Source organism: Faecalibacterium sp. DFI.5.82 (genome assembly GCF_029076575.1).
Lineage (GTDB): Bacteria > Bacillota > Clostridia > Oscillospirales > Ruminococcaceae > Faecalibacterium > Faecalibacterium duncaniae.
In genome coordinates, this window is sequence record NZ_JARFIS010000730.1 from 1 (window position 1) to 302 (window position 302).

Annotated in this window: 1 protein-coding gene; it reads left to right on the forward strand. The window is 51.3% G+C overall.

Annotated elements, in window-relative coordinates:
* Positions 1 to 302, forward strand: a 302-nt coding sequence (locus tag P0G09_RS18655) for a hypothetical protein (protein ID WP_275253417.1), incomplete at both ends; no start/stop codon positions are given.

Sequence of the window (302 nt, forward strand, 5' to 3'; positions counted from 1 at the left end):
CCCGCGATGGATCCAGCCAGAATCAAAAGCAAAGCACTGCAAGCTGTGCTGCAGCGCCGGAAAGAGCAGGGCTTAGATTTATGGTATAAAAAAGGAAGGCTCATAGAGAGCTATACCGTTCGTTCGTCCATTGCAGATCATGCAGAAAAGCTGAGCGATGCGGCATGGATCCGATTGCTCACTTCGGACATGCCTCATCTATCACCTCGTGATACCATTCAGCAGCACTTCCATCGGCCGGGACTGGAATCCTCTCCCAGAGAGTTTGCCCGGACACTGGAAAATTTTTTCGTCACAGAGCC